The following is a 22,885-nucleotide window of genomic DNA, read 5'->3' on the forward strand; positions in this document are numbered from 1 at the left end:
TGATAAGAAAGGGCCCAGAAATGGGCTCTTTCATATTCAATTAATATGAGGACACTATTTTTTATATTTTCCACCTTAATCATTTCTCTAAATCTCAATTCACAGAACATTTCCGAAGACTATTTAGGCTCGTGGTATTCTTACAGTAGTAGTCATAGAATAAATGAAAGATTCAGTGTTAACCCATATGCTGAGCTAAGATTATATGAAGCCTCTTCAAATTATAATCTGGCTTATGTTTCTATCGGAGGGACTTATCATATGAAAAATAAGCAAAGCTTAGGGTTTGGCTATGCCTATGTTGATATCGATACCGTTTTTGAATTTGATGACGAACCCAATGTACATGAACACCGTTTATTTCAACAATACTCAAAATCTCATAAACTCGGTGCATTTAATGTATCTCATCGTAGTCGATTAGAACAACGATTTCTAGAGTTTAATTCGGGTTGGGAATTACAAAACAGGTTTCGATATCGTATTCAATTTAACTATCAAATAAATAAGACATTTTCCTTAGTACTTTCAGAAGAACCATTTATCAATTTTCAAGACCAAGTTTTTCATGAGAATAGATTTTACGCTGGAATAGGTCTAAATGTTATGAAGAATTCAAGAATTCAACTTGGATACATGAAACAACATATCCGAAAAAACAATTTAAACAGATTGATCATCGGTGTGAGTATAACGACTGATACTCGCAAAATCAGTCAGCCTATAGCGCATCTATAGCCTGATTAATATCTCTTTTTAAATCCTTTATACTTTCTATACCAACTGAGAATCTAATAAGCTGATCACTAATCCCAACTTTATCGCGTTCTTCTTGAGTAAGCAAAGCATGTGAGGTTAAATGCGGTGATATCACAGTACTTTCAATACCAGCCAAACTCATGGACGATTTAATTAATTTGAGTTGTTTCTGAAATTTATAGGAATCTAATTCCTCACTAAGTTCAAAGGATAACATAGCGCCAAATCCCTTCATTTGTGACTTTGCCAGTTGATGCTCAGGGTGTGATTTTAAACCTGGATAATAAACTTTAGAGATCTTAGGGTGTTTTTCTAACCACTTGGCCAGTTTTGTTGCATTTTTTGTCTGAGCCTTCACCCTAAGGCCTAAGGTTTTCATACTTCTCTCTAGCATCCAAACCGTCATATCACTTAAGCTACCACCAAGGTTCTTAGCCACATTCCAAATACGCTCAATGTGCTGAGATGAACTTGCTACAGCTCCTGCACAAATATCGCTATGGCCTCCAAAGTACTTTGTTGCAGAGTGCATTACCATATCAATACCAAAATCTAAAGGATTTTGATTTACAGGTGAGGCAAAAGTATTATCCATTGAAGTTAAAATACCATTCGAATTGGCAAGACTAGAAATAGCTTTCATATCCGTTATGGTCATTAAAGGATTTGAAGGCGTTTCAATATGTATTAACTTGGTATTAGGTTGTATTGCATTCTCAAAATCATCCACGTCATAACCCTCTGTAAACGTGTATTCAATACCATATTTTGGAAACTCTTCCTTAATAAAATTTACCGTTCCACCATACAAAGTATTCTGAACTACTAAATGGTCCCCTTTCTGTAGAAAAGCCAAAAACATAGTACTAATTGCAGCCATACCAGATCCAAAAATAATCGCGTCTTCTGCACCTTCTAATGCAGCTATTTTCTTGGAGAGATACTCTTGATTAGGTGTATTAAAATATCGTGGATAGCGCTTAACGTCTACATCTAGGAACTCATAAGATGAACTTAAATACATTGGGGAGACAGCACCTTTAAATTGTTCATCTTTAACCTCACCAACGTGTGTACATATCGTGTTTAAACCAAACTTCGTCATGTTAAATAATATTGAATCTGCTTAAAAAAGTAAAGATATTACTTCTTATTGAGATAATACATTACTATCACATGAGGAATCGTAATGGCAGCTAAAAAGGCAAAAAATAAAGTTATAAACTGAATATTTAGTTCTTGAGCTAAATAGTAAACAAGTACCAATCCTACTATTGAAATCATCCAATACAACAAAGACGATTGAATGTACTTTATAAGACTTTTAAAGTGTAAACGGCCATGCAACGATTCAATTTGATCAATCAAAGAAGGTATGGAATGCCAGACAATAAAATAAATGGCAAATGCCCAAAGCAGTGTAGCAATCTTAAATAATAGCGCGAAGAGAAGGATTAAAAACAACTCCCTAAATAGCTCCATATCATCATTAAAATTAGCTCTATTGATATAACCAAAAGTGAGCGTAGACAATACACCTAAAAGTAAAAAACTTAAGTAATAGGGCATGGATAGTTGGGCTCCTGATAATTCTAATATAACGGCACTTGTGTCTTCTTGATTAAAATAAAATATGAGCCCAAATATTAATATACCATAGCTTGTAAAAAATAATTGCCCGATTAAAAATTGATCCTTCAATAAATGATGAAAGTGTTGTTCACCAAAATGATAACAGCTAAACCCTACAAAAATAAGAAGTGCTATTAATGGGATATTGATAAATATCAAACAGGTAATGACAACCAGTAAGACATAAAAAAACAAATACTTTTTAATGTGTTCTGAAGAGTCTTTTTTTAAAAATTGAATCAGGGAGATATCATTTGAGCCATGAAAAATACCAACAGTTATGACCAATATATAGGCCAAATAAGATTCATAGGCCTCGTTAAGTCTTAAAGTAAGCCAAAGGAGAAATACTGTTAAAAAAAGTCGAAAAATTGAAGATTTCACATTACAAAGGTATTCAAATTTAAAATTGTTAAATTTTTTTATGAAAATTTTAAACATTTATTGTTCAACTTATATTACATTTGTTTAAACAAAATTATTATAACATGAAATTACTAACCATTTTATTAGCTGACGTAAGCAAAATTGCTACTGATGACTACGTTGGTTTTACATTCTTCGTAGGATGTATGGCAATGATGGCGGCTTCGGCCTTTTTCTTTTTATCAATGAACACTTTTGATAAGAAGTGGAGAACTTCAATTCTGGTATCAGGATTAATTACTTTTATTGCAGCAGTGCACTACTGGTACATGAGAGATTATTGGGCTTCTAATGCAGAATCTCCAACATTCTTTAGGTATGTTGACTGGGTATTAACAGTACCGTTAATGTGTGTTGAGTTCTATCTCATCCTCAAAGTAGCAGGTGCGAAGAAATCACTAATGTGGAAATTAATCTTCTGGTCTGTTGTAATGTTAGTAACAGGATACTTCGGTGAGGCTGTCTACAGAGATCAAGCATGGTTCTGGGGTCTAATTTCAGGTATCGCATACTTTATCATTGCCTACATGATCTGGTTTGGTGAGGCTAAGAAATTAGCTGAGCAAGCTGGTGGTGCTGTACTAAATGCACACAAAACATTATGTTGGTTCGTATTGGTAGGATGGGCTATTTATCCATTAGGATACATGGCAGGAACACCAGGATGGTACGATGGATTAGCTAACTTAGGCTTAAATATGGATGTAATTTATAACATAGGTGACGCCGTGAACAAAATCGGATTCGGTTTAGTAGTTTACGGACTTGCTGTAAATTCATCGGCTACTGCAGACGCATAGGCTCAATAAAAAAATGGAAAAGAAAGAAAAACCTCCTAATAAGGAGGTTTTTTCTTTTATACTTTAGTCGCTTTCCAACCACCTTTCTTAAATAATAGTATACCAGAAACGGTTATTAAAACTTCCGCAAGTGTTATAGCCAAAAACACTCCCAACGGACCCAATTCTAGGGTTAAAGCCAATACATAGGCAACTGGTAACTGAAATAGCCAGAAACAAAAGAAGTTGATATAAGTCGGTGTTTTAGTATCACCAGCACCATTAAAGGCATTGATAATTACCATCCCATAGCCATAGAATATATATCCTGCAGCAATAATCCTTAAGCACAGTGCTCCATTTACTATAACCTCAGGAACAGTTGTGAACAATCCAATAATATGGGGTGCAAAAACAAGATAAAAAACAGAGACCATACCCATAAAAATTGCCGAATATTTACCGGTTTTCCATACAGATTGCTCTGCCCTATCTGGCTTTAAGGCACCTAGATTTTGACCTACTAAAGTTGCTGCAGCGTTACTCATTCCCCATGCTGGCATCATTGTAAACATTATAACGCGAATTGCAATGGTATAACCTGCTAGAACTTCACTACCAAATTCACTCATAATACGCATTAAAAACACCCAACTAGAAGTACCTATTAAAAATTGACCAATACCACCAAGAGAAACCCTTATTAAATTCAACATAACACCAAGTCGCAAGACAATATCATTAAATCCAATTTTTATCCTACTCCAGCCGTAAAAAAGCACCAATAATTGAAAGATAACTGCTGTACCTCTACCTATTGTTGTCGCTATTGCTGCGCCTTTAACACCAAATTCTGGTACTGGTCCTAATCCAAAAATAAAAAGAGGATCTAAAATTATATTTAATCCATTAGATACGACCAAGGCCCACATGGCAACAGAAGCATCACCTGCGCCTCTAAATATCGCATTGATCAAAAATAGAAGCATAATGGTAACATTACCACCTAATAGCACTTGCGTATAGCCATATCCTTCCTCTATAAGATCTGGCTCTCCACCCATAAGACTTAATATGTCTTTTGGAAAAAGAATACCGATAACACTAATAATAGCAGCAACTCCAATACCTAAGAAAATGACCTGAACCGCAGCTTGGGATGCACCTTCATTGTCTTTTTCACCAATTCGTCGTGCAACGATTGCCGTAGCGGCCATACTTAATCCTATAGCTACAGCATAGACTAAGGTGATTACAGATTCTGTAAGTCCAATGGTAGCAACCGCATTCACACTGACCTGAGAAACATAAAAGATATCTACAATAGCGAATATAGATTCCATGAGCATTTCAAGAATCATCGGAATAGAAAGCATAAATACAGCTTTTCTAATACTGCCTGTAGTGAAATCTTGTTCTTTGCCTGTTACAGCAATTTTAAAGTAATGTAATATTTGTTTTATTGAGAGATTGTTAGATTGCATGATGTGAAAAATAAAGGTTAGCATTGGCTATGCAATACAACATAGCATTCAATTACCCAGTTGGTAATCTTGTATTCGGAGGATGTATAATTATGCAATCATAATGACACAAAGATGCACATTATTTTTGAATAGACAGGAAATAGAACAACGAAATAAAAAATAAAAGACTCCAAAGGCATGTTCTAACCCAATTCTTTTGAACGAGTTTAACACAAACATTTTCAGCTGGATTTCCTTTATCTATACTTACATGAAGCGGTACAAAAATTAAAAATGTCAGTGCCCAAAGCATTAGAATTATAGCGAAACTAACAATACTATACCAATTTAAAATTTCAAAAAAATGAAAAACGCTTAATAAGAGCTGTGTAACCATTAAAGGCAAAACAATTACAGTAACGCGTTTAGTATAGGTTTGATGCCATAGGATAAGGTTTGAACTATTATAATATTTAAAACTGGGATAAATAACCAATTGCACAGCCCAAATAAGAACCATAAATCCAAAATCGATAATTAATCTAAGTAATTCTAATACCATACCTATTACTTTCTAACCAGCCATGCCCAATACACTAGTAATGGATGAAACACCACTAACCTCAACCAAGCTACCCATGGCGCCACACATAAAACGCCTTCAACACAAGATCCAGTTTTGATAAAAAACAAATGAGATGGTATAAAGAGTAAAAGCATTAATATGATTCCAATTGCAGCATAATATCTTGTTTTTGTAAATGCAACACCTAGGGCTAAACTAATTTCAAGCAGACCACTAACATAATTTATAAGGGTATGATAAGGCAAATAATCCGGAATTAATTCTGTATACATCTGTGGATTAAGTAAATGATTGCTTCCGGCAATTAAGTAAAAGCCAATTAGAAAATAGCGCGCATATTTTTTTAAGTTAGTTGCCATTTATAGTCTTTATGTACTTTTCTTAAGATAAGATAAAATGGAATCCACCAAACGAAATCATTCGTAATTAAGGTGTAAATAAACTCAAAAGGTACATCACCATTTAAATAATTAAATATAAATCCTAAAGGTCCAAAAATCTTGCCTAAAAACCCTACAGCAACTATAGGCCAATGTCTCATAGGGTTGTATGAGGCCCACCAATAACCAAGACCATAAACACCAATAACCATTCCCATACCTTGCCAAACCATTGGATGATTTAAAGTATCCATACCAACCAATTCAAAAAAAATGATTAGGAAATAAGACAACCCAAGCGCCCCAGAGTAGGTTATAAAGTGCTGCTAAACGTAAAGTAAGCTTCATATTAATGTAATAAAAGAAGAGCTATTTAAAGCTCATATAATTTAGTGTAGGACAAAATCCGGTAAAAAATCTTTCCCTAAAAGGAAGTACTTTAATGATCGTTTTCTACTTTATTATAAGCTCTAATCATTAAAATAGCCCAGAGTACGACGAGTAAAATGACAACGACCGAAAACCAAAATACTATATCATTCCCTTCCATCGCGTACGAGTTTTAGATAAATCATAACCCCAAGCAAGGTAGGTGCCCAAAGACCAATAAACAATCCATGCATTTGATCTCCACTTAGAAATAAATATTCTGCAACAAGTATAATAACAGCACATAGAATGAGCATAAACAAGTTGGCAGTCCCTAATTTTTTGAAGAAATTCATATTGACAGGATTAAATTACTAAAAATACGCGTCGATATATTAAAAAAGCGTAATTAATTTTTGATTATTATTTATAAAATAGTTTATACTTCCTATGTGCAAAAAAGGCCAAAATAGCAATAACAACCAGTGTTATCGCAATAAATTGAAAACTCAGTATCTGATCTCCACTGGCATAGGCATGCAATCCAGATAAATAGAAATTCACACCAAAATAGGTCATCAAAATGCTACCAAAGGCTATGACCGACATAAGATTGTACAACCATTTACTTCTCAAACCTGGAACAAGACGCATATGAATTACAAAAGCGTAAATCATAATACTAATTAAAGCCCATGTTTCCTTTGGGTCCCATCCCCAATATCTTCCCCAACTTTCATTAGCCCACATACCACCAAGGAAGTTACCAATAGTAAGCATAACAAGACCCACGGTTAGTGCCAATTCATTTATAATCGTTAGCTCTTTAATATTAATATCCATTCTAGCCTTATTTTCCTTGTTAGTAAGAATCATAAGTAGAAGTACCACAACTCCTAATATCATCCCAATTGCAAAAGGTCCATAACTGGCTACAATAACAGATACATGAATCATTAGCCAATATCCTTTTAATACTGGTTGTAAGTTCGCAATTGCAGGATCCATCCAATTCCAATGGGCTACCATTAAAATCATTGAACAAACAAATGCGGAGGAGGCAATAGTAAGGTTACTCTTTCTCCCAAAAAGCAGTCCAAACAACATCACTGACCAGGCCACATAAATCATGGATTCATAAGCATCACTCCAAGGTGCATGCCCAGATAAATACCAACGTACGCCTAGACCTGCAATATGCAGGGCAAAAAGAAACACTATAATTCCAATAAAAGTTTTTACTGCTATATCTAGCCATTTACTTCGGTATTTAAATATTTGTACAATAATTAAAATGAATAACACTGTACTCGCATACATGTACCAACTGAACAACTTTTTGAAGATATCATAGTTGTTGTACATGATTTCTGCGTCTATCTTTTCATCTGGTAACATGACTTCTGCACCAAATTTTTCTTGCGTTTTTTTGATACCTGTAAGCAATTCCTCTGCCTTTGAAAAATCACCAGTTTGCTTTGCATTATTCAGTGTAACTAAATAGGCACTAAATCCATTATTTATAAAATTACCATAAAGGCTATCCTTTATTTTATCTCTATAATTTCCTTCCCTAAATTCTAAAGAGGATATCCAAGTATTATTTTCATCATCTGGCACAGGAAAGATTTTTATGGATCGTCCTTCAATAGCGTCAGATAACAAGCCTAATCTCCCATAGGCCTCTTTAACTTCTTTCTGAAAACCATTTGGTATTTGCGCCTTGTAAGCTTCTTCAATATATGGCCCTAATTTATTTCGTCCATCAGGTGTAAAGAAATCGAGAAGACTTACGTACTTCTGGTCATAATCCACTCCAATTAGGGTTCTTATCGAATCAGCTTTCCTTGGTCTTAAGTAGATGATGGGTACATTATACCACAACAGAGGGCTTTCTTGAATAGATAAGAAAATTTGTGTCGCAGTAAAATCACCATAAGTCTCTTTCTTACTTAGCTTTCTAATCATTTCAGAGGCATAAGTGTGCATTGGCATCATCCGACCGCTATAATCCTGAATCACCATTTTAGCAAATTTCTCAGCATGTTCCTTAGGAGTGATGTTAGCCCTTAAAATAGAATCTATTTGCGCTTCTTTTGGCCTTAAACCAGGTGAATGATCATGGCCATCACCTTCAGAATGCTCTTGAGCCATACCACTTATACTAAACATTAAGGCTAATACTGTAACAAGTTTAGCTTTTTTGATTTTTAGCTTTTCGAGACGCTTTCTTAATTCATCAAATCTTGTGTGACGTGCAAACATTATAGCTAATAATCCAACATATAGAAGTATGTAACCGATGTAAGTAAGATACGTTCCCCATAAATCATGGTTAACTGATAGAATCGTTCCCTTCTCATCTGGATCAAAACTTGCTTGAAAGAACCTATAACCTCTATGATCGAGGATATTATTCATATAAATGTGATAATCAAAATCACCTTTCTCTTTATCAAGAACCGTTACTTTACTTTCATATGAAGAATAAGCATTCTCTGTTCCGGGATACTTTTCGGCAATAAAATCATTGAGCTTTACTTCAAAAGGTAGACTTAATACCTTAGAACCATATTGTAAGGCCATCTCTAAACCTCCTACTTCAAATTCTTCAAATCCGTTATAATTTCCTTGACCACCAATAAGTCCAACTTCTTCAGTTAATCCATTTGCAGTAACACTTAGAATAATACCATCAGCATCATTTTTAAGAATCTCAGACTTCTTAACCACTCCGAATTTACCTTCTATGATTGGCTTTGGAAAAACCATTTGCATACTACCAATTATATAACGTGAACGCAAATACAAAGGCTGAAGACTATCCTTAACAAGTTTACCCTGAGCCATTGTAGCCATGGTCATATATTCACCTTCATAAGGTGAGTTGATGAATAGCCCATCTTCGGTATCGGTAATATTTATTGCACCTTCTTGATAGTTGTTTAAAGAGATTAAGACATTGTGTAAATTCGCGATATCGCCGTCCTTTAAAAAATGATTATGTGGTTGCCCTCCACTTGCTTCAACAATTTTTAGGTAGCGCTCACCTGTTTCTGCAGGTAAAATATCCTTCTCGGCGCCTTTTATAAATTCTTTGAGTTTAATATTCACCTGAGTACCTCCATAATCATAGGTCTCATCAAAATCATTCTGTAAACGTGGTGAAAAATCAACTGCCTCTTCAATATTGCGTTGCTGTAACTGCCCATTAATTTGAAAATCTCCAACTATTCTACCCTTTATGTATGTTTTCTGAGATAAAAATTCACTTTCAGTAGCGCCTTCTCTAATAGACATCATGCCTTCGTAACCAATATATCTCGTCACAAAGGCTCCTACCAAAATAAAAATCCAGGACAAGTGTAAAACAAGCGTGGCCCATTTCTCTTTTCTCAAAAGACGATATCTAAAAATGTTACCCACAAAATTTATGACAAAAAAGACCATAATAGCTTCAAACCACCAAGCATTATAAATAAGCTGTCTTGTGTATGGCGTTGGAGAGGTATCCATATTACGATCTAGAATGGTCCCAGTAGCCATGGCGACTGCAAAAACTATAAATAAAACTGCGGTAAGACGTGTGGAAAACAGGAAATTGAATATCTTCTTTTGCATAGTTTCAGGCTTGTTTTTAAGCTCGTGCAAAGATAACGTATTTTAAGGATTTATATAAGTGTAAAGCCACAGCAATATGTGTTAAAATTATCCTTAAATAAATATGATTATTTACCAGCCTTAAGCAAATTGTTTTGTTCTTCCATAAGCACCTTTAAATCACTTAACAACTCAATATCTTTTGGCGTAACAACAGTCTCATCGCTTATATCTTGCGATTTACGACGTAGTTTATTCATAAATTTTACAACAATAAATACTGTAAATCCAATGATTAAAAAATCTAAAAGCACCTCAATCAAATGCCCATATGCAATAGCCACTTCAGCTGTTGAAACTACACCTACAGCGTCAGCAACCTCATCTCTTAGAACAATTTTTTTGTCTTGATAATTTACCCCATCCGATAAAAGCGATAAAGGTGGTAGTAAAACTTCTTTGGCCAAAACATCGATTACCTTATTAAATGATGCACCAATGATAATACCAATGGCCATGTCCATCATATTGCCTTTAACCGCAAATTCTTTAAATTCTTTAAATAGTTTCATTTGATTCTTGTTTGTATAATAATTGGAAGGTTAAAGTTATTCCATTTGTTATAAACTAGTAAGCAAGATGATTAAATCTTACTATTTTTACGCCATGATATCAGTTGTATTATTAGGAGCGGGAAACCTGGCCAACCATCTCTACCAAGCATTTAAAATTGCTGAGCGTATTAAAGTTGTGCAATGGTATAATCGATCTTACAGTGAAGTAAGCTCGTTTAAAAATGAAGTCAATGTAACAGATAGCCTCGAAGATCTTGTTGAAGCAGACGTTTATATTCTGGCGATTAGTGATGATAGTATTGCAGAGATTTCTTCGGCCCTACCTTTTGATAACAGCCTTGTTGTACACACTTCTGGTAGTGTTTCTATACATCAGCTTGATAAGAAATTAAAACGTGGTGTGTTCTATCCCTTACAATCATTTACCAAAGACGCTTCTTTGAATTTTAATGAAGTTCCTATCTGTTTAGAGGCTCTTGATAAAGAAAGCTTCGATCTTTTAAACGCACTATCCGATGCACTTGGTTGTACATCGTATAAAATAAGTACAGAACAACGTCAGACCCTACATTTATGTGCTGTTTTTGTAAATAATTTTGTGAATCAGTTGTATAGAGTTTCTCATGAAATCAGTGATGCTAAACGCATAAATTTTGATATCTTAAAACCTTTAATTCTAGAAACCTCAAAAAAGGTTCAAAATATGTCGCCTTATAAAGCGCAGACAGGACCTGCTAAACGGAATGATAAAAGAACAATAAAAAGGCATTTAAAACAGATTGAAAATCCAGAGCATAAAGCGATATACGAATTGCTAACTAAAGCCATTAAAAAGACACATGGACAACGATAAAAGTTATAAAGAATATCTAGAAAACATTACCACCTTTATTTTTGATGTTGATGGCGTTTTAACAGACGGTACCATTACGGTTACCACCAATGGCGAAATGCTTCGAAGAATGAATATAAAAGATGGTTTTGCCCTTAAAACTGCAGTCGATCAGGGTTTTAATGTTTGTATCATTTCGGGTGGATCAAATGAAGGTGTTAGAAAACGCTTAAGGGGTTTGGGTATTACTGATATTTATCTTGGTGCCCATCATAAAGTTGATCAATTAGACGAATATTTAGACATCTACAATATAAAACCAGAGCAGGTACTTTACATGGGTGATGACATACCAGACTTACCGGTAATGAAGATTATTGGATTGCCTTGTTGCCCTCAAGACGCCGTGCCAGAAATAAAAGCTGTTTCCAAATACATATCCCATAAAAATGGTGGTAAAGGTGCCGTTAGAGATGTAATAGAACAGGTCTTGAAAGTCCATGGGAAATGGAATAAAAATTTTGATGCTAAACACGATTAGATAGATGCGCAGGCGCAGTAGAAGGCATAGTACAGGTTTTGGATATATAGGTTTTGGAAATAACCAATCTACCTTTAACCAAACATCAAAAACACCTTTCTCTGTGTATAAAGAGAAACTCGATCTCGAAGCACATTTACATTACGAAATGCATTTCTTGCATAAAGATCTTAGCAAAGAAGCAAAGCATAGAATAAAAGAAAAAATTAGAAAGGAAGAACGTAAGTTGTTTATAAGAACAACGCTAGTGAGCTTAGTCGTTTTTGCAGGTGTCGCTTATGTCGCCTATTATTTAATCAATCAAATCTTATCTCGATAAACAAAGAATGATTCATTTTTTAAATCTAATCCGTTGGCAAAATTTAATCATGATAATTGCGGTGCAATGTCTAATTAAATATGCATTATTAGTACCATTTAAAACGACCTTCGGTGTATTTACAGCACTAACCGATTTCGAGTTCTTTGTTTTAGTCTTAGCCACCACATGCATCGCGGCCGCAGGCTATATTATTAATGACATTAGTGATATTGACACCGATAAAATTAATAAACCAGAAAAATTAATAATCAATAAACATATATCCGAGAAGGTTGGTTTCAACCTCTTTATAGCTTTTAATATTTTAGGTGTAGGTGCAGGTTTCTTTCTTGCCAATAGTATTAGTAAACCGGGTTATTTTGTACTCTTTGTAATTACTTCTGCTATACTGTATTTATACTCTACAGCTTTAAAGCAAATAGCCGTTGTAGGTAATGTGGTCGTTTCAATTATAGTAGCACTATCTATATTTATTGTTGGAATTTTTGAGCTCTTACCGATTATGACCGAATTAAATCAATCCGCTCAAAAAGCATTTCTTGAAATTGTGAGAGACTATGCCATATTTGCTTTTCTAATAAATCTTATTCGTGAGCTCATTAAAGATATAGAGGATATTGATGGAGATTATAATGCTGGTATAGAAACTTTACCAGTTGTTATTGGTAGAGAGCGTGCAAATAACATTGCCTTTATAGTGTCTTTAATACCTATTGGTGCGATTATTTATTATCTCGTCCAGTACATGTTTAAGCAACAACTTATGGTTGGGTACTTTTTACTTTTTGTTCTAGGCCCTCTTATTTATGTGAGTATTAAACTATTTAATGCTGAAAAAAAATCACACTACAGTCATTTAAGTTTTATATTGAAGCTAATAATGCTTTCTGGCATGCTGTCCATGATTTTGTACCAATATGTTCTCAAATAAATTATGCTAAAAGAAAAATTAAAGCATTTCAATATCATTTTAGCTTCGGGATCACCGCGTCGTCACGCATTTTTTAGAGTTATGGATATTGATTTTAAGATTGAACAACATCCAGTTGAGGAAATCTACCCCTCAACCTTAAAATCTGGAGAAATCACCGATTATTTGGCAAAGCTCAAAGCTGAACCTTTTAGAGCCACACTAAAGCACAACGATATTCTTATTACGAGTGATACCATTGTATGGTTGGAGGATACCGCTATCGAAAAACCAAAAGACGCTCAGGACGCCTTTAGAATGATTAAATCCATGAGTGGTAAAACGCACGATGTGGTCACTTCGATTTGTTTCACACAAACTCATAAACAAAACCTTGTTAGTACTACAACTAAAGTAACATTTAGAGCACTAACTGATGATGAGATTTGGTACTACATTAATAATTTTGAACCCTTCGATAAAGCTGGAGCTTATGGTATCCAAGAATGGATTGGTGCTGTTGCTATAATAAAAGTTGAAGGCTCCTACAATAATGTTGTAGGTTTACCTACCCATTTACTATACGAAACGTTAAATCGTATTGCTGCAGATATTTAGGGTCTTAACTTTGCAAAAAACAACGTCTTATGAATAAATTATCATTAATCCTGATGGGATTCTGTTTAATTGTTTTTAGTGCTTGCCAAGAAAACAACACTGAAACATTGAAGGAGATTGCAACGGTTGAGACGACACCAGAACCTAAACGTCCAAAAACTAAACTCTCCAAAGAATTTAAAGATTATTGGTATAATGGTGAGGCCGAAATTACGTCATACAAACTCGAACAAGCACGTTATGGTGAGATGAGAGAAGGTAGTGCTGTACTCGTTTTTGTTACCGAAGACTTTTTACCAGAAGTACAGGTAAAAGCCGATAATTATAGTAAGACAAATATCCCTGTTTTAAAATTGAATGCAACCAAAAACTTTAATACCGGAATTTATCCGTACTTTATTATGCAAAGTACTTTTTATCCCGTTGCTAATAATCAGCATGCTCTTAAAGTTTCTGCTTCCATTCAAGAATGGTGTGGTCATGTTTATGCGCAATTAAACAATCGGGGTAAATTCGAAATTACAGCACACTCCTACTTCCAAGGTGAAGCAGACCAAAATTATAGTATTGGAAAGACTTGGACAGAAAATGAACTTTTTACCAAACTGAGAATTGATCCAACAAGCTTACCTACTGGAGACATAAGTATTTTACCGTCATTAGAATTCACACGATTACGACATGCCGAAATTAAAGCTTATGATGCTTATGCTGTATTGAAAGATGGCACTTATATGATTTCATATCCTACACTTAATCGGAGTCTTGAAATAAATTTTAATACCACTTTCCCACATGAAATAACCAGTTGGGAAGAAACAACGGTAAGTGGATATGGTGCTAATGCAAAGACTTTAACCACTAAAGCCACTAAATTAAAATCTATTAAATCAGCGTATTGGAGCAAGAACAGTAATATTGATGAAAGTCTTAGAGCGACACTAAAACTCGAATAGTTTTTAAGGCTATATTTGTGTTACACTAATTAACCAATTATGTCTGCATTCCTTTCTACATACAAGACAGAAATAATCTATTCTTTAGTCTTATTAATTGTCTTATTTATAATTAGAGCCATCATAATTATTACGGTTAAGAAAATTGGGCAAAGAAGCGGTACTACTGAAGCCCGAGCCATATTAATAGGTCGCTATGTAACAGTCACTCTTGTATTAATTGCTGTTTTAATTGAAGCCTTCATTCTTGGTGCAAATACACAAGATATAACGTTACTCTTTTCTTCTGTTTTTGCAGTTATCGGGATTGCCCTTTTTGCCGTATGGTCCATTCTAAGCAATGTCACGTCTGGCGTAATTATGTTCTTCTCCTTTCCATATAAGGTTGGAGATAAAATTAAGATCCATGACAAGGACTATCCTGTTGAGGCCATTATTGAAGATATTAGAGCCTTTCAAATTATTCTTAGAGAAGATAATGGTGATCTAGTCACCTATCCCAATAACCTTATTCTCCAAAAGGCTGTAACCTTATTACAAAAGGATGCGCTAGATGATAGCAGTATTTTGTAACTTGTTGCTATGGCTAAAAGAAAACGCTCAGAAATTCATAAAAAGCATATCGGTCAAATTCCTGGCACACTTGTTTATACAGGAAGAAAATCAGATAAAGATTTTCATGTTGAGTGTTTTGACTATACCAAGGATAATATAGAAGAAACCGTTTTACTCAATATTGAGGATGCGGTTAATTATAAAGAAACAGACTCTGTAACTTGGATTAATGTCGATGGCCTAAAGTATACCCAAGAAATAGAAAATATTGGGAAGCAATACAATTTGCATCCATTAGTTTTAGAGGATATAGTTAATACCACACAAAGACCCAAGATTGATGAATATGATGATTATATGTTTGTGGTCTTAAAAATGTTATACTACGACGAAGACGAAAACATTGTTATTGAACAAGTTAGTTTCGTTTTGGGCAAAAATTATGTTTTAACCTTTCAAGAATCCGAAGGTGATGTTTTTGGCCCTATTAGAGATCGTTTAAGATTTAACAATGGCCGCATTAGAGGCATGAAATCCGATTATTTGCTATACGCTTTAATCGATGCTGTGGTGGATAATTATTTTAGTATTATCGAAACGCTTGGCAATAAAATTGAAGATTTAGAAACCGAGTTGTTCGCCGGAATAGCACGAGAAAATATAAATGTTGAAATTCAGCAATTAAAAAGAGAAATCCTTAAGGTAAGACGTGCTATTTTTCCATTACGAGAGATTCTAAATAGAATCGAAAAAGGAGATCATTCCTTAATATATAAAAACACAATCACCTACTATAGAGATATTTACGACCACTTAATTCAAGTGTCAGAAAACCTAGATATTTATAGGGAAATGATTTGGAGTTTAATGGATATGTATATGACCACAATCAGCAACAAAATGAACGAAGTCATGAAGGTACTCACCATTATAGCCACCATATTTATACCCTTAACTTTTATTGCAGGTATCTATGGGATGAATTTTGACAATATCCCAGAACTCCATTACAAATACAGTTACTATATTCTTTGGGGTGTAATGATCTTTCTCTTTCTCGGAATGTTATTGTACTTCAAACGTAAAAAATGGTTATAACTTTCTAAGTACATTTAAAATTAGTTTGCCTTAACCATTCCGTTAAATAATTCTAAAATCACCTACTCCACCTCTTATCTTTTTTAACTTTGGACATATAACTAACTATTTATAATACATGCGACAATATATCTTTTGTCTACTATTAGTTTTTAGCATAGTATTCCAAGCACATGCACAACAGCCCAAAAAACTAAACGCATCAGAAATTTACGAAGCTGTTCAAAAACTAAATGTTTTAGGCGCTGTACTCTATGTAGCTGCCCATCCCGATGATGAGAATACACGTCTCATATCTTATATGTCAAATGAAGTTAAGGCAAGAACTGCCTATCTCTCACTTACACGCGGTGATGGAGGACAGAATTTAATTGGTCCTGAGCTGAGAGAATTATTAGGTGTAATTAGAACACAAGAATTATTGGCCGCAAGACGTGTTGATGGTGGCGAACAACGGTTCACAAGAGCAAATGATTTTGGGTATTCTAAACATCCTGATGAAACATTCGAAATATGGGACAAAGACAAAGTATTAGCAGATGTTGTGTGGGCCATTAGAACATTTAAACCAGACATAATTGTCAATCGTTTTGATCATAGAACACCTGGAAGAACTCATGGACATCATACGGCTTCGGCTATGTTAAGCATGGAAGCCTTTGATTTGGCAAATGACGAAACAAAATACGCATCGCAACTCAATTTAACCGATACATGGCAACCAAAACGTCTTTTTTTTAACACGTCTTGGTGGTTTTATGGGAGCCAAGAGAATTTTGAAAAAGCGGATAAATCCAACATGCTGAACTTTGATATTGGTGTTTATTATCCCACTAAAGGGCTCTCCAATAATGAAGTCGCTGCTTTAGCCAGCAGTCAGCACTTATGCCAGGGCTTTGGTAGGTTATCGCAACGCGGTTCACAACAAGAATATATCGAGTTTCTAAAAGGAGATCCACTAGATGGCAGTAATGATGTTTTTGCTGGTATAGACACGTCTTGGAATCGTGTTGAAGGTGGTGCACCAATCGGTGAACTCCTTAAAAGTGTTGAAGACGATTTTAATTTTAAGAATCCTTCAGTACATATCCCAAAACTTATGGAAGCCTACAAACGGATTCATAATCTAAAGGATACACATTGGAGAACAATTAAATCAAATGAAATTAAAGCCATTATTGAAGCGTGTTTAGGGTTATTTCTAGAAGCTTCCGCTAATGCTCCACAGGCCTCTCCAAATTCATTAGTGACCTTACGTATTGAAGCCTTGAATAGAAGTAACATTCCAGTAGAACTAAGCTCTTACTCGATCTCAACGATGTCACAAGGTGTTGACAAATCTATGTCTATGGCACCAAACCAAAAGCTCAACTTAATAGAGGATATTGTTTTACCAGTATCTGATGCCTATACGACGCCTTATTGGCTCAATAAGAAAAGTGGTATTGGTATGTATGATGTTGCTGACCAAAAGTTGATTGGCTTACCTGAAACTCCTCGAGGATTGACCATTAATTTTAATTTAATGATAGACAATGTGCCTATTACACTCACTAAACCTGTTGTCTACAGATACTCAAAACCAGATAAAGGAGAATTATATAGACCTTTCGAAATTATACCAGAGGTTTCTGCAAGCTTAACAGAAAAGGTCTTTATTTTTGAAAATGACCAACAAAAAGAAATTGAAGTTCTCGTTAAAGCAGGACGTGACAATCTAGAAGGCTACGTGCAAATGGCCTACCCTAACGACTGGAGTGTTTATCCACAAAAACAAAAGGTAGCTATTGCCAATAAAGGTGACATTCAGAAGGTTAGATTCACTATTATTCCTCCAAAAAATCAAAGTGAGGGCTTAATCACGCCTATGGTTAATATCAATGAGGAATGGTATACCAGTGAGTTAATCGAGATTGATTACGACCATATTCCCTATCAAACAGTTCTCATACCTTCAGAAAGCAAAGTAGTACGCTTAGATATAAAAAAACGTGGCAATAATATAGGTTATATTGAAGGAGCTGGTGATGTGGTCCCAGAAAGTCTTAGACAAATCGGTTATAATGTCACCATCATTAAACCAGATCAAATATCTGCTGATAATCTTGCCAATTTTGATGCTGTCGTTATGGGAATTAGAGCCTATAATGTAGTGGATGAACTTAAGTTTAAGCAGAAATATCTGTTAGATTATGTTGAAAATGGAGGCAACTTAATTGTTCAATACAATACGAGTAGACGCCTTACAACAGATCAATTAGCACCTTATGATCTAAAGCTTTCTAGAGATCGCGTAACTGATGAAAATGCAAAAGTGACTTTATTAGATAGCAATCATCCACTTCTTAATTTCCCAAATAAAATAACCTCAGACGATTTTGAAGGCTGGGTACAAGAACGTGGATTGTATTTTCCAAATCAATGGTCAGAGAAATTCACACCCATTTTTGCAATGAATGACTCAGGAGAATCCGCAAAAGATGGCAGTCTTCTCATAGCCCAATACGGAAAAGGGAATTACATTTATACAGGATTAAGCTTCTTTAGAGAGTTTCCAGCTGGTGTACCAGGAGCCTATCGCCTTTTCGCCAATCTTTTATCGGCAGGCAAGGAAGATGACCAAACACCACTTAAAAATTAAGGCCAACCACTATGGACAATCAAACCTCACCAAAACAGAAATGGGATAAAATGTATACCATAGTATTGGTAGCAAACGCCATTTACCTCATATTGTTTTATTTAATAACGGCGTCATTCTCTTAGGCTATGCAACAGACTTTAGATTGGATTGATTGGACTGTTTTGGCAATTACACTTTTAACCATTGTAGGTTATGGTACTTGGAAAACGCGAGGCAGTAAAAATGTACAAGACTATGTACGCGGTGGTAATTCTACCAAATGGTGGACCATAGGACTATCCGTTATGGCGACACAAGCCAGTGCGATAACATTTTTGTCCACGACAGGACAAGCCTTTTCAGACGGAATGGGCTTTGTACAATTTTACTTTGGGCTACCAATAGCAATGGTTATTATTTGCATGGTCTTTATACCACTTTACCATAGACTAAAAGTATATACGGCTTATGAATTCCTAGAAAATAGATTCGATTTAAAAACGCGAAGTCTTACTGCGATTCTGTTTTTAATTCAGCGTGGTCTTGCTGCTGGTATTACCATTTTCGCACCAGCAATTATTTTATCGGTATTACTAGGTTGGAATATTGTAACCCTCAATATAGTTATTGGTGTTTTAGTAATCATCTATACGGTTTCAGGAGGTACAAAAGCGGTAACGGTTACTCAGAAACAACAGATGTTTGTCATTTTTGCTGGGATGTTGGCCGCACTATTCGTGGTTATAGATTTAATCCCTGATGAAGTGTCTTTTTCAGAAGCTATTGATATTGCAGGAGCTACGGGTAAAATGGAAGTCTTAGACTTTTCATTTGATCTCGAAAACCGATATACCGTTTGGACGGGTTTAATTGGTGGTACCTTTTTAATGTTATCCTATTTCGGCACAGACCAGAGCCAAGTACAGCGTTATCTTTCTGGTAAATCAATGAAAGAAATGCAAATGGGTCTTTTGTTTAACGGTCTCCTAAAAGTACCAATGCAATTTTTTATTTTGTTGGTGGGTGTAATGGTTTTTGTGTTTTATCAGTTTAACCCAGCACCATTAAATTTTATTGACTCCTCTACGCAAACCGTTTTAGCCTCTCCTTATGGCGATGACTATAGAGAACTTCAAAACAAACAAGAGGCCTTATTTGAACAAAAAAAGAAACTCTCATTAGAATATGGTGAAGCCTCTACTAACAGAGCAGTTATTAAAGATCAAATTGCAGTATTAGACCAAACTGAAAAAACCTATCGTTCAGAGTCAAAATTCTTAATTAAAAAAGCTATTGATGCCGAATATGCTAGTGCCTATAATAACTTGTCCTCAGAACTTGAAGCGATAGAGGATAAAAACAGTGCACTTTATAACGAAAAGTCTATTGCTTTAAAAAGCTTATATGGTGATGCCGCTAAGGACACGCTCACAAATGATAGAGATTACATGTTCATTACCTTTATTCTCAATCACCTTCCAAAAGGTCTTATAGGCTTGCTTTTAGCAGTGATTTTATCAGCAGCTATGTCATCTACAGCATCAGAAATTAATGCCTTAGCTACCATTACATCTATAGATTTATATAAACGAAATTTAAAAGAAGATAAAGGCGAACATCACATTGTGAATATGACCAAATGGTTCACATTTGGATGGGGAATTATTGCGATTATAATTGCATGTTTTGCAAACCTAGCGGAAAATCTCATTCAGTTGGTAAACATTATTGGATCGATATTCTACGGTAATGTTCTTGGTATTTTTCTACTGGCGTTTTTCTTTAAACACATTAGAGGAAATGCGGTATTTATTGGAGCTTTAATTACCCAAGTACTTATTATTGGATTGTACTTTCTAGACAATGCTGGCCTTATTAATTTACCCTATTTATGGCTTAATTTAATTGGTTGTATTATCGTTATAGCGATTGCAAATGTTTTACAGTTCTTTTCAGGGCATAAAAAAACGCAACATTAAGATGTTGCGTTTCAATTTATTGATTGGCTACATAATTACATAGCACCCCATTCTTTTAAGGAGTCCTTATTCATTTTAACATAATCAGCATTTCCAGCCTCTTCAGCTCCTGCTAATGATTTTTTTGCTGTTTCAATAGCCATTTTCTTATCTCCTAGTTTAGCATATAATAATGACTGTTGTCTTAACTGCCAGAAACCTGGTTTATCAATCATAGACATCGCCTTATCCATCCAAGCTTTAGCTTGCTCTAAGTCTTTGCCTTCAGTTAAATTATACACCGCAGCACTGTAGTAATCTCCTGCGGCAGGACCAGCCATAGTTTTTTCAATTGAAGCCGACACTTTAGAATCCGTTGGTACTTCAAACTTTACACCAGCATACACATTTTCCCAGATAAAACCGATTTGTGCTGAACTGTTTGTAAGATCATCTATAGAAATGGTCCAAGTTTCAACATTCATAGGCATTGCATAAGTTTCAACAGTAGTTTTAGCAGCGACTTTTGAATCATCCCAATTTCTTGGGGTTCCCCAGTTATTAGTATCACTGTAGAAAATAACATCCCAAGAACTTTCATTCGGTGTTACAAAAATCGCATAAGAACCTGCTTTAAGCGTAGTACCATCCACAACCACATCATCACTAAACGTTATCATGGAATTTTTATTAGCTCCTGTTCTCCATAGTTTGCCATAAGGCACTAAATCTCCAAATATTTTGCGCCCTTTCATCCCTGGACGAGAATATTCTAAAGTCACATCCGTTAATCCCACCTTTTGCTCAATTTTAGTAAAAGGACTAGGTTGCGGTGTTTCAATTTGTGCGTTTAATGAGAATGCAATAACCATTGCAAACGTCATTAATAGTAATTTTTTCATTTCGATTAGTATTAAAGATTTATTATTTAGCTCGATAAATGTACAATTAAAGCCAAGGTGTATATGTTAACAAATCCATAAAATGAAATACGCCTAAATCAAAAATTACACAAAATATAAAGTGTTTTTAATTCTTTTATCGTAATATTGCAATAAATAAATTAATTACACAAATGGGTGTTACAAAAACCGAAATATTTACTGATGTACAAAACGAGATAGCTACCCTCGCTAAAGCGTTTGCACATCCTGCCAGAGTGGCCATCTTACACCATCTTTTTAAAGCAAACACCTGTATTTGTGGCGACTTAGTTGATGAAATTGGATTGGCACAGGCTACTATTTCTCAGCATCTAAAAGAACTTAAAAATCTAGGATTAATACAAGGTAGTATAGAAGGTACAAGTGTTTGCTATTGCATTAATCAAGAGAAATGGTTAGAAATGAAAACCTTACTGACAGAATTTTTTGATCAGGACATAAATACTAATTGTTGTTAATATTAAACTATGAAACTCTCAGAAATAAAAACACATCTGCATCGACTTGAACAAATAGAGTTCCAATTACCAAATGGAACGCAAGTCCCAGAACATTTTCATGTGACTGAAGTTGGTAAAATCACAAAAGATTTTATTGACTGTGGTGGTACTATTAGACATGAAGAAGTTGTAAATTTTCAACTGTGGGAAGCAAATGATTATAACCATAGACTACACCCGGAAAAACTTTTGAAAATCATAGAGCTCTCTCAAGAAAAACTAGGCATTCCAGATCTTCAAATAGAAGTAGAATACCAAGGTGATACCATTGGCAAATACCATCTTGATTTTGATGGCACTTCTTTCTTGTTGGTCCCAATGCAGACCGACTGTTTAGCAAAGGACAATTGTGGTGTACCTAAGCAAAAGCCAAGAGTGAAATTATCAGAATTACAAGCCATGAGTACATGTTGTGATCCTAAATCAGGTTGTTGTTAAATTTATTAGGATTAATAA

General features: G+C 34.9%; 24 protein-coding genes. 14 read left to right on the forward strand and 10 right to left on the reverse strand.

The window, feature by feature from the left end; all coding sequences use genetic code 11:
• Positions 1-45: 45 nt before the first annotated feature.
• Positions 46-738 (forward strand): DUF2490 domain-containing protein, encoded by a 693-nt coding sequence (locus ACRHOC_RS08410; RefSeq protein WP_431158160.1) that lies wholly within the window; start codon positions 46-48, stop codon positions 736-738.
• Here ACRHOC_RS08410 and ACRHOC_RS08415 read toward each other — a convergent pair.
• Positions 722-1,864, reverse strand: a complete 1,143-nt coding sequence (locus ACRHOC_RS08415) for a trans-sulfuration enzyme family protein (protein ID WP_431158161.1) — start codon at positions 1,862-1,864, stop codon at positions 722-724. The two genes, ACRHOC_RS08410 and ACRHOC_RS08415, sit on opposite strands and share 17 nt — an antisense overlap.
• Positions 1,865-1,902: 38 nt before the next feature.
• Positions 1,903-2,775, reverse strand: coding sequence for a Brp/Blh family beta-carotene 15,15'-dioxygenase (locus tag ACRHOC_RS08420; protein WP_431158162.1), 873 nt, complete (start codon positions 2,773-2,775; stop codon positions 1,903-1,905).
• A 104-nt stretch (positions 2,776-2,879) separates the two neighbouring features.
• Between ACRHOC_RS08420 and ACRHOC_RS08425 the strand changes: the two genes are divergently transcribed.
• Entirely contained in the window at positions 2,880-3,617 is a 738-nt protein-coding gene (locus ACRHOC_RS08425; protein ID WP_431158163.1) for a bacteriorhodopsin-like, read from the forward strand.
• A gap of 56 nt (positions 3,618-3,673) precedes the next feature.
• On the opposite strand, the gene ACRHOC_RS08430 is transcribed toward ACRHOC_RS08425, so the two are convergent.
• From ACRHOC_RS08430 to mscL, 7 genes are all read right to left on the reverse strand, one after another.
• Complete coding sequence (locus tag ACRHOC_RS08430) at positions 3,674-5,080, reverse strand: MATE family efflux transporter (protein WP_431158164.1); 1,407 nt, start codon at positions 5,078-5,080, stop codon at positions 3,674-3,676.
• A 121-nt stretch (positions 5,081-5,201) separates the two neighbouring features.
• A complete protein-coding gene (locus ACRHOC_RS08435) occupies positions 5,202-5,624 on the reverse strand; it encodes a hypothetical protein (protein ID WP_431158165.1) in 423 nt (140 codons plus the stop codon).
• A gap of 5 nt (positions 5,625-5,629) precedes the next feature.
• On the reverse strand, positions 5,630-6,007 hold the full coding sequence (locus ACRHOC_RS08440) for a DoxX family protein (RefSeq protein WP_431158166.1): 378 nt from the start codon (positions 6,005-6,007) through the stop codon (positions 5,630-5,632).
• Entirely contained in the window at positions 5,992-6,282 is a 291-nt protein-coding gene (locus tag ACRHOC_RS08445; protein ID WP_431158167.1) for an alkyl hydroperoxide reductase, read from the reverse strand. The genes ACRHOC_RS08440 and ACRHOC_RS08445 overlap by 16 nt, the downstream gene beginning before the upstream one ends.
• A gap of 282 nt (positions 6,283-6,564) precedes the next feature.
• A complete protein-coding gene (locus tag ACRHOC_RS08450) occupies positions 6,565-6,753 on the reverse strand; it encodes a hypothetical protein (RefSeq protein WP_431158168.1) in 189 nt (62 codons plus the stop codon).
• A 67-nt stretch (positions 6,754-6,820) separates the two neighbouring features.
• The gene (ccsA, locus tag ACRHOC_RS08455) at positions 6,821-10,018 is read right to left on the reverse strand and encodes a cytochrome c biogenesis protein CcsA (protein WP_431158169.1); all 3,198 of its coding nucleotides are present in this window, start codon (positions 10,016-10,018) and stop codon (positions 6,821-6,823) included.
• Positions 10,019-10,125: 107 nt separating this feature from the next.
• Positions 10,126-10,569, reverse strand: a complete 444-nt coding sequence (mscL, locus tag ACRHOC_RS08460) for a large conductance mechanosensitive channel protein MscL (RefSeq protein WP_431158170.1) — start codon at positions 10,567-10,569, stop codon at positions 10,126-10,128.
• 67 nt (positions 10,570-10,636) lie between these two features.
• Here mscL and ACRHOC_RS08465 point away from each other — a divergent pair, with 67 nt between their 5' ends.
• The 10 genes from ACRHOC_RS08465 (at position 10,637) to ACRHOC_RS08510 (ending at position 21,006) form a co-directional block, all read left to right on the forward strand.
• Positions 10,637-11,425, forward strand: coding sequence for a Rossmann-like and DUF2520 domain-containing protein (locus tag ACRHOC_RS08465; RefSeq protein WP_431158171.1), 789 nt, complete (start codon positions 10,637-10,639; stop codon positions 11,423-11,425).
• Positions 11,412-11,945 carry a KdsC family phosphatase gene (locus ACRHOC_RS08470; protein WP_431158172.1) on the forward strand — a complete coding sequence of 178 codons (534 nt, stop codon included), beginning with the start codon at positions 11,412-11,414 and terminating at the stop codon, positions 11,943-11,945. Before ACRHOC_RS08465 ends, ACRHOC_RS08470 begins: the two co-directional genes overlap by 14 nt.
• A gap of 4 nt (positions 11,946-11,949) precedes the next feature.
• Positions 11,950-12,264 carry a hypothetical protein gene (locus tag ACRHOC_RS08475; protein ID WP_431158173.1) on the forward strand — a complete coding sequence of 105 codons (315 nt, stop codon included), beginning with the start codon at positions 11,950-11,952 and terminating at the stop codon, positions 12,262-12,264.
• A 7-nt stretch (positions 12,265-12,271) separates the two neighbouring features.
• Positions 12,272-13,198, forward strand: coding sequence for a geranylgeranylglycerol-phosphate geranylgeranyltransferase (locus ACRHOC_RS08480; protein WP_431158174.1), 927 nt, complete (start codon positions 12,272-12,274; stop codon positions 13,196-13,198).
• Positions 13,199-13,201: 3 nt separating this feature from the next.
• The gene (locus ACRHOC_RS08485; protein ID WP_431158175.1) at positions 13,202-13,795 is read left to right on the forward strand and encodes a Maf family nucleotide pyrophosphatase; all 594 of its coding nucleotides are present in this window, start codon (positions 13,202-13,204) and stop codon (positions 13,793-13,795) included.
• A 29-nt stretch (positions 13,796-13,824) separates the two neighbouring features.
• Positions 13,825-14,751 carry a septum formation inhibitor Maf gene (locus tag ACRHOC_RS08490; RefSeq protein WP_431158176.1) on the forward strand — a complete coding sequence of 309 codons (927 nt, stop codon included), beginning with the start codon at positions 13,825-13,827 and terminating at the stop codon, positions 14,749-14,751.
• 39 nt (positions 14,752-14,790) lie between these two features.
• On the forward strand, positions 14,791-15,324 hold the full coding sequence (locus ACRHOC_RS08495) for a mechanosensitive ion channel domain-containing protein (protein WP_431158177.1): 534 nt from the start codon (positions 14,791-14,793) through the stop codon (positions 15,322-15,324).
• Positions 15,325-15,333: 9 nt separating this feature from the next.
• On the forward strand, positions 15,334-16,404 hold the full coding sequence (gene corA, locus ACRHOC_RS08500) for a magnesium/cobalt transporter CorA (protein ID WP_431158178.1): 1,071 nt from the start codon (positions 15,334-15,336) through the stop codon (positions 16,402-16,404).
• Between the two features lie 118 nt (positions 16,405-16,522).
• Positions 16,523-19,045 (forward strand): PIG-L family deacetylase, encoded by a 2,523-nt coding sequence (locus ACRHOC_RS08505; RefSeq protein WP_431158179.1) that lies wholly within the window; start codon positions 16,523-16,525, stop codon positions 19,043-19,045.
• Between the two features lie 128 nt (positions 19,046-19,173).
• Positions 19,174-21,006, forward strand: a complete 1,833-nt coding sequence (locus tag ACRHOC_RS08510) for a sodium:solute symporter (protein WP_431158180.1) — start codon at positions 19,174-19,176, stop codon at positions 21,004-21,006.
• A 35-nt stretch (positions 21,007-21,041) separates the two neighbouring features.
• Here ACRHOC_RS08510 and ACRHOC_RS08515 read toward each other — a convergent pair whose 3' ends face one another.
• Positions 21,042-21,887 (reverse strand): DUF2911 domain-containing protein, encoded by an 846-nt coding sequence (locus ACRHOC_RS08515; RefSeq protein WP_431158181.1) that lies wholly within the window; start codon positions 21,885-21,887, stop codon positions 21,042-21,044.
• A gap of 173 nt (positions 21,888-22,060) precedes the next feature.
• Between ACRHOC_RS08515 and ACRHOC_RS08520 the strand changes: the two genes are divergently transcribed.
• Positions 22,061-22,387, forward strand: a complete 327-nt coding sequence (locus ACRHOC_RS08520; RefSeq protein WP_431158182.1) for an ArsR/SmtB family transcription factor — start codon at positions 22,061-22,063, stop codon at positions 22,385-22,387.
• A gap of 9 nt (positions 22,388-22,396) precedes the next feature.
• Positions 22,397-22,867: a DUF6428 family protein gene (locus tag ACRHOC_RS08525; protein WP_431158183.1), complete on the forward strand. Its 471-nt coding sequence runs from the start codon at positions 22,397-22,399 to the stop codon at positions 22,865-22,867.
• Positions 22,868-22,885: the final 18 nt, after the last annotated feature.

It is taken from the genome of Winogradskyella poriferorum, assembly GCF_050618035.1.
Classification (GTDB): Bacteria; Bacteroidota; Bacteroidia; order Flavobacteriales; family Flavobacteriaceae; genus Winogradskyella; species Winogradskyella poriferorum_A.